The 7,361-nt window shown below is 40.7% G+C and carries 9 protein-coding genes; 1 reads left to right on the forward strand and 8 read right to left on the reverse strand.

The features are described from left to right. Positions 1-164: 164 nt before the first annotated feature. The 8 genes from FYJ59_RS11435 to FYJ59_RS11470 form a co-directional block, all read right to left on the reverse strand. Complete coding sequence (locus tag FYJ59_RS11435) at positions 165-1,916, reverse strand: VirD4-like conjugal transfer protein, CD1115 family (RefSeq protein WP_154497385.1); 1,752 nt, start codon at positions 1,914-1,916, stop codon at positions 165-167. Positions 1,917-1,927: 11 nt separating this feature from the next. Beyond that, complete coding sequence (locus FYJ59_RS11440) at positions 1,928-2,425, reverse strand: PcfB family protein (protein WP_328597238.1); 498 nt, start codon at positions 2,423-2,425, stop codon at positions 1,928-1,930. 26 nt (positions 2,426-2,451) lie between these two features. Next, on the reverse strand, positions 2,452-2,784 hold the full coding sequence (locus FYJ59_RS11445; protein ID WP_154497363.1) for a DUF7768 domain-containing protein: 333 nt from the start codon (positions 2,782-2,784) through the stop codon (positions 2,452-2,454). 14 nt (positions 2,785-2,798) lie between these two features. Continuing rightward, complete coding sequence (locus tag FYJ59_RS11450) at positions 2,799-3,209, reverse strand: hypothetical protein (protein ID WP_154497365.1); 411 nt, start codon at positions 3,207-3,209, stop codon at positions 2,799-2,801. 20 nt (positions 3,210-3,229) lie between these two features. Further along, positions 3,230-4,108 carry a DUF6017 domain-containing protein gene (locus tag FYJ59_RS11455; protein ID WP_154497367.1) on the reverse strand — a complete coding sequence of 293 codons (879 nt, stop codon included), beginning with the start codon at positions 4,106-4,108 and terminating at the stop codon, positions 3,230-3,232. 2 nt (positions 4,109-4,110) lie between these two features. Beyond that, positions 4,111-4,326 (reverse strand): hypothetical protein, encoded by a 216-nt coding sequence (locus FYJ59_RS11460; RefSeq protein ID WP_154497369.1) that lies wholly within the window; start codon positions 4,324-4,326, stop codon positions 4,111-4,113. A gap of 127 nt (positions 4,327-4,453) precedes the next feature. After that, entirely contained in the window at positions 4,454-5,545 is a 1,092-nt protein-coding gene (locus FYJ59_RS11465; protein ID WP_154497371.1) for a DUF5688 family protein, read from the reverse strand. 463 nt (positions 5,546-6,008) lie between these two features. Continuing rightward, the gene (locus FYJ59_RS11470; RefSeq protein ID WP_010073961.1) at positions 6,009-6,701 is read right to left on the reverse strand and encodes a serine hydrolase domain-containing protein; all 693 of its coding nucleotides are present in this window, start codon (positions 6,699-6,701) and stop codon (positions 6,009-6,011) included. A 55-nt stretch (positions 6,702-6,756) separates the two neighbouring features. Here FYJ59_RS11470 and FYJ59_RS11475 point away from each other — a divergent pair, with 55 nt between their 5' ends. Further along, complete coding sequence (locus FYJ59_RS11475) at positions 6,757-7,131, forward strand: TnpV protein (RefSeq protein ID WP_013291955.1); 375 nt, start codon at positions 6,757-6,759, stop codon at positions 7,129-7,131. Positions 7,132-7,361: the final 230 nt, after the last annotated feature.

The following is a 7,361-nucleotide window of genomic DNA, read 5'->3' on the forward strand; positions in this document are numbered from 1 at the left end:
CATAAATTCATATCTTTCGGCAATATTTTGATTTTTTGCCGATGTATAATTGATTAGTTGCTGCCGGCTCCCGTCGACTGAAGCTGACAATTCGCGCGAATTCGTCCCCAGCTTGGGGACATAATAAAAGCTCCTTCAGAAGTGATATACTTCCAAAAGAGCTATTACTCAGTTACTTCGATGACCGTAAATTGATCATCTGCTTTCAATATTAAGTTGTCTCTCTTCTTTAGGAACTTCTCAATATCGAACCAGTTCCTCTTATCCGCATCCGCTGTTAAATGATACATTGGATGCTTCGTCAGGTCATATTTATCTGAGAAAAATGGTCTTACACCACGAACCTGCACAATGCATTTTGATCCGTCCATGACTGCCAGTTCATCAATACTCATCAGATCATGACCAAGCTTCTGATAGTTCATGTTATAGCTCTGTGACTGACCTCTGGTTTCACCTGTGTTATACATATCAATTGTCTCTTTACCGAGCGTGGTGTTCAGGTCCTTAAGAGTCGTCTGTTCAGAACCACCCAGGAATATCTGGGAATCACAGTTACCAATAATGGTATCTGCGTTGTCTTTATAAATTGCCTTAAGCTGCGATTTTGCCTGCAGTACCAGACATGCCGATATCTCACGGCTTCGGATGGTTGCCATCAGCTTCTCCAAGTTCGGAATCTGACCGATGTTTGCCATCTCATCGATTAGACAGGTTACATGTACCGGTAATCTTCCACCATACACATCATCTGCCTTTTCACAAAGTAAGTTAAAGAGCTGCGTGTAAATCATGCTGATTAAGAAGTTAAAAGTCGCATCTGTATCTGACATAATCAGGAATAAAGATGTCTTTTGATCTCCCAGGGTATCCAGCTCTAATTCATCATAGGCTGTAACCTCTCTGAGCTCTTTAATATCAAATGGTGCAAGTCTCGCACCACAGCTCACTAGGATCGATTTAGCTGTTTTGCCGGCACTTAATTTATATTTTTTATATTGCCTTACAGCAAAGTGATCAGGATCTCTTTCCTCTAACTCATCAAACATCAAATCCACCGGATTTTTGAACTCTTCATCATCCTCGCGGACCTCCATCGCATTGATCATTTCAAGCAGCGTTGTGAAGTTCTGTTCCTCCTCCGGAGCCTCATAATGGATATAGCCGATTAACGCTGAATATAGCAATTTTTCGGCTTTCTCCCAGAACTCGTCCCCACCTTTTCCTTCCCCTTTTGTGTTTGCAATCAGGGTTGTAACCAGCTTCAAAATGTCCTTTTCATCATGCACATATGCAAATGGATTATAGTGCATACTCTTCTTAAAATTGATAGTGTTAAAGATTTTCATGCGGTAATTATTCTTCACCAGGGCGTGGCCAATTTCATTAACTACTGTACCCTTTGGATCCGTAATTACCAGTGAAGAATTCATTTGGAGGGCGTTTGGCTTGATAAAGAATCTCGTCTTACCTGAACCAGAACCACCTACCACAAGCACATTCTTATTTCGTGCAAATTTAGGTTCCGGTGGTCTTCCATTCATGGTAAGTCGCTCCGACTGTGACAGGAGCATATTATTAGAAAATTCCTTATCAATAAAAGGCTCTATGTCCTCATGCGTGCCCCACCTGGCAGAACCATACTCAGCATTGTGTCTGTACTTCTTGGCATTTTTGCCTTTAAGATATACAGCCAGCCTGAGTGCGCCGCCAACTGCTAAACCGACTAATAAATCAATTGGATGAAGGCTTGGCATAGGGTTAGAAAAAGCAGCACTGAATGCGCCACCTGTTACCATTCCCTGAAGCTTCTCTGACATATTGGTGCCAGATGCAATTCGCCATGCTTCACCTAAGTTTGTTGCTACAGCTCCAATCAAAAAATACGGTACATTTAGAATCAGGAGCTTTTTCATATTTACCTTTTTCACCTGGTCTGCTCCTTCCTCTTTTCCTTATCCTTTCTCGGAGTCTTTGCCACAATATCCTTAAATTTCTTAAGCTTATCTAGGATACTTGGCTTCTGCTGTCTCTGTTGCTTTTTCATTTGTTTTGCAGAGTATTCCTTTAATACCTGCGTAATGGCATCGGCATCCTTCGCCTTAAAAAACACTGTAAACTGAGGCGGATCCTGCGTCTTATCCTTTACAATGGCAAAATCTACTCCATACTTGTTACAGATTTTCTTAAAGTCTTTGACACCCTCATCACCGATGGGCATACTTGAAACGCCCTGCCCCTGACCAATCAGCTCCTTTACAGACTGCTCGCCCTTTATAGGCTCATCCTTTTCTGCAGCCTTCATAGCTGCCTTTCTTTTCTGATGATTAATAAAAGCCTTTAAGCCCTTATATAGCACCTGTACAGTTACCTTTGAGGATTTGACAGCCAGGTTGACTGATTTCTGTTCAACTTCTTCCTGCACGTTTCAGCCTCCTTTCTAAGCCAGAGCTACCTGCATTCCAGTACTCCGGAGAGTGTGGTAGGAATCACCTTCGAATGCTTTGCAATAGAAATATCCTCTCTCACATCATCATTGATTTCATCACCGCATACCACCAAAAATCTGGCACGCTTTAAAAGATCCTCAGACATCTCCCTGCGCTTCTTCTCCGCATCCGGATCCTTGTCACTGATAATTCCGCTAAATGCGAGAACCGGACAAAGAGGCAAATATCCTGCCTTAACAAGTTCCTTACAATACTTTCTGGCTTCACTCTCTGCATCTACTCTGTTCTTGCTCCACGCTGCTGTAACGTATGCTCTTGGTATTGTTCTACTCATCTTACTCTCCTCCTCTAATCCATCTCATATGCAGAGAATTCAATTCCATCTGCACATAAGGTTGCAAGTCTACAGGCAAACTCTGCCTTGGCTTTTTCTACTTCCTCTTCAGTCAATAAATCTGTTCCATGCTTTCCAGCCTTCACAATAAGTACACTTCCGGCAATAAATCTGGAATCACCGGTTCTGATAATCTTCTTTTTATTACAAACCACAACAAATCCGGTGTGGCCTATGTAATCAGATTCACAATTACCTTCAAACCTTTCCAGTATATCAACCGCCTCATTTTCATCGATCAGGCGATACTTGCCATTGGTACCAATTACGAGAGCATACTTGCCCTCCTGTTTTACCTTTTTAGGCATCCAACTAATTCCATCCTTAACAGGGTCAAGCTGGATATTTATCTCTATATTTTTCATACTGTCTCCTTTGAATCTACCTAATTCTTCTTTGTAAACTGCGGAAAATCATGAAGAACTTCAGCCTGGTAGAAGCTACTCATAGTAAGAGGCGCATTATAAAGCGTAGCCAAAATATATTGCTTTATATTACGAATCTTGGTTGTATTACTTTTCAGTGAATCCATGACATATTCCACATGTGATGAGTTCAGCTTCATAAACTGAGACTTCACCACATTGATAGGCTTATCATCCCCAGCAATGCGTATGGTCTTTCTCTTAGAACAAACTGAATCTACTAATATATCTACCAGGGCACTAAGTACATCTCCATCCATAGGGTATCTCTGCCTCATAATCTCAATCTCCAATTGCTTATAGAAATAACGATAATATGTCTCTCTCTCATCGTTATCCACATCCGCTCCGGATAAGATAGGATTAGTATCATTATTTTTAGTATTATTAATATTAGTATTATTAGTGTGTTGTTCTGACCTGTCCTGAAATGTCGTAATAACATCTCCTGAAGTGTTGTTTTGACACGCCTGTAGATGTCCATTTAACATGGGTCCACTAAAGTTTTTCACATAGATTGTCCATGGTCTTCCAAGCCCTCTTGACTTTCTCTCTATCAAACCAAACTTCTCCAGTTCAGCCATTAACCTGCCTGCTTTTTTATTTCCGCAGTGTAAATCACGCATGATACTTTTAATGGTGTAAATCACATACACCCGGCCCTCTTCGTCAAACCATCCACTATTTGATGAAAGTGACACACGATCCAGGAGCAGCCCATACAATAGCTTTGCATCTATAGACAGTTCCTGAAAGAATTCCTCTGTAATAAGGACCTTCGGAATCCGATAAAATGCAAACTGGTCTGATTGCTCCTTATAAAAGTAATCAAATTCCATGATTAAGCTTCCTTGTTATCTGCTTCCTTTACATTGCCCTTCTTAGCAGCATTGTGCTCTGCCATAATCTTTGCCATGCATGGGAAACAGAAAGACTTGCCCTTACCATATGGACATTCTGCATTGCAATTGAGTGGATGAGCCACAGGTTCCGGTCTTCCTATTACTGATGAATAATTCTGAGTCATTGTTCTTCCTACATTAAATTCTCTAGACATGATTAATATATCCTCCTGATTTCAACTAAAAATTTGCATAAGAAAAGCGCCAGACCGAGGATAATTCCCCGGCTGACGCCTGATTAACTTCTGTCACGAAAACTATGTAAGAATCGTGACAATTATTTTAGAGTTCTTCGCCTTTTGAACCCTTTGACTTAACAGCTTTCTCTACAGCTTCCTTCTTAGGCTGCTTTGCAACTTCATCCTTCTTAGCCTTAAGCTCATCAAGCACAGAGCCCTTTTCAGAAGCTTCAGCCTCAATGCCAGCTTCTTTTTCAGACTGGCGCTCAACAAACTTCTCACCAAGCTCGAAAATCTTAGCCTGACTGTCATAGTGATATACACTGTCGGTAAGCTTATCCTCCGGAGCAACCTGAGTAGCATTTACTTCCTTAACCATTGCCTCAAGATCGCTAAGACTCATGTTTCCATTATCCGGAACAATGAGAACCTCGTGGATGCTCGAAGGTAAAATGAAGAAGTCACCACCGACTCTTTCAGCTGCCTGGTCCATGAAATCCTGGTAGGCAAGAACTCCTGCACCGTGAATCTTATCAGGAACACTGGCTACAAACATCTGCTCATCTGCAGGATCCATAGGCATTCCCATCATCGCAAGGTCTTCAGTACTCACACCCATCATCTCAGCCATTACTTCGCTCATGCCCTTAATGACTGCAGGCTTAAGCTCCGGTGCATTCTCCATCGCATCAGCGTGAAGCTGTTCAGGAGTAACGCCCATTGTTTCAATAAGCTGATTTGTAACAAGGATAGTAGCACGGCCATCATCGTTTGAATCAATCTCGAAGCGATATACAACGGCCATATCTTCCATTTCCTTATGTGGCACCTTATCAAGCATGTCTGCATTTGCTTCTGCAGAAACAACTTCCATAATAAGTTTGTCCTTCATCTGATCGTAATCAGTTAAGGCTGACACATCAACTGTAGGCTGATTAGCAAAACCACCTTCAATTACGCCGATTGCCTTTCCAACAACTGCTTCATAATCAGTTCCGTTCTCATAAGCTTCGAAGAACTTTTCCATATTTACATTCACACCGACGTTGCTGCCTTCTGGAGTAACTGTCATTGCCTCATAAGATTCATTCATCTTCTCAACTGTATTAGTAGAAACCTTTGCCTCAATACCTGCATCTGCAAGTCCCTGCTTCACATCCTCTGTGAACTGCTCTTTAAATTCATTAAAATCCATTTTTGTAATTTCCTTTCATATTTAGATTAATGAAGGAACCGGATCGTCATCTGGTCCCTTCTGTTTTCGGGCAACTAAAAAGCGCCAGACTCACAACCATTTCTGATCACAAGCTGACGCTTACGTTTTCCATATTAACTTTTGCAAAAGAAAATGCACATCGGATCCGGTTCGTTTTCTTCGCTTCCGCATTCCTTTGTGCATTATAAATATAACACAGCTATTTTTGCTTAACAAGTGCATCTATGGGGCAACCATAGGGCAAACCCAGGGCAAAGTCAGGGCAAACCCGGGGCAAGCGTGGGCAGAAAAAGAATAAGTCTTACATCCAGCTAATACAAAGTGGCGGTCAACGTATGTTTCTACTGTTTCACCGCCATTTTGTTTTTACCCTTTTAAGAAAAATCTATATGCTAAATTACAAGTTTCTTAACTAACACATCGGCTCGACAAACTGGAAGTTTCACTTCTCATTATCAAGTTCTAATAACAATTTTACACCTAATACAGTAGCTGGGACTCTATAATTCGGGGCGAGATTTGAAAGCACAACAACAGCTGTACCTGTTTCGGGATTAAAACCAAGATAGCTATTATAATTTCCTGTACCACCATTATGCCATATGATGTTATTCTTACTATCAAGAATCCAAGACATTCCTATCTCATCCATATGAATACCCATGGTTTTATACATTTCGGTTGATGCATTAATGCTTTTCAGGCTATTATGGCAATCTGAAAAATATGAATTATCTTCAAGTTGCATCTGTGCGTATAAAAGCATATCCTCAATATTTGATGTGACAGCTCCCGCTGACAAATATGCATCGCCTTCTTTCCAATCCCAATACTTTCCAAGGTCTCCGCTTTTATCAGAAATCTGTGTTGAGGTTAAACATAATTCATTTTGTGCAAAATCATTTAACAAGCTTGTATATTCCGTTTCATATACTGACTCAAGAACAAGTCCTAATACTGCATAACCATAATTAGAATATACGAAATCATAACTTGCTTTATTCATATTCAAGTTTCCTGCTTTGTCAGAAACCATTTCTTTTGTAACACCATAAAAATCATTTCTACCATTAAAAAAGTTAGAAACCATAGGACTTTCTAAATAATATCCTTTATAGCCTGAAGTATGTGTCAATAGTTCCTCTATTGTTGGATATGTATTTCCTTCCGGTAAAGATAAATAGTTGTCTATTGTACAATCATTATTTGAGGAACTGGGCGGCAAATACGAAAGGCAAGGGGATTATTTGATACCGTGCTTAACTGTACCCGCCGAAGAAGAACAGGCAATAGGCATCTGGGGGCAACGGCATTTAGATTATCTAAAACAGTACCGTAAAGTTACATACACCAATCTTCTTACAAGCGGCAGGCTAAACGCCTACCTTGCCGACATCAACAGACAGGCACAGGAACGCTTTGAAAGGCTCATAGAGGGTATGAAACAGGCACAGGGCATAACGGAACAGCTAAAGGCAGAAAACGCCTTAGAATGGACAGGATGCCTCAATAACATAAGGGCTTGTGCGAGGGAGATTGTGGAAAAGGAAATTATTTTTGCATAAACAGATGATTAGTGGCAGGGGGAAATCCTGCCGCTTTTTCTGCTTTAGTTTGTCAGCTTGACAAATAAAGGGTTAAGGAATATAATTAGATTCAGTTTTATACAAGGAGCATTCCTGTTAAGTAACAAATAACCGGTTTGCAAAAAATGAGTGCCTACCATAGAATAATGATTGTTAACTTGGCGGTTAATAAAAATCATTGTTCAGAGGAGACACCCACAAATGAATTA

This window comes from Waltera intestinalis, assembly GCF_009695995.1.
Taxonomy (GTDB): Bacteria; Bacillota; Clostridia; order Lachnospirales; family Lachnospiraceae; genus Acetatifactor; species Acetatifactor intestinalis.

Coding starts and splice junctions, on each gene's coding strand:
- FYJ59_RS11435 (WP_154497385.1), bottom strand. CDS start 1,916: ATGAAAAAGCTCCTGATTCTAAATGTACCGTATTTTTTGATTGGAGCT.
- FYJ59_RS11445 (WP_154497363.1), bottom strand. CDS start 2,784: ATGAGTAGAACAATACCAAGAGCATACGTTACAGCAGCGTGGAGCAAG.
- FYJ59_RS11450 (WP_154497365.1), bottom strand. CDS start 3,209: ATGAAAAATATAGAGATAAATATCCAGCTTGACCCTGTTAAGGATGGA.
- FYJ59_RS11455 (WP_154497367.1), bottom strand. CDS start 4,108: ATGGAATTTGATTACTTTTATAAGGAGCAATCAGACCAGTTTGCATTT.
- FYJ59_RS11460 (WP_154497369.1), bottom strand. CDS start 4,326: ATGTCTAGAGAATTTAATGTAGGAAGAACAATGACTCAGAATTATTCA.
- FYJ59_RS11465 (WP_154497371.1), bottom strand. CDS start 5,545: ATGGATTTTAATGAATTTAAAGAGCAGTTCACAGAGGATGTGAAGCAG.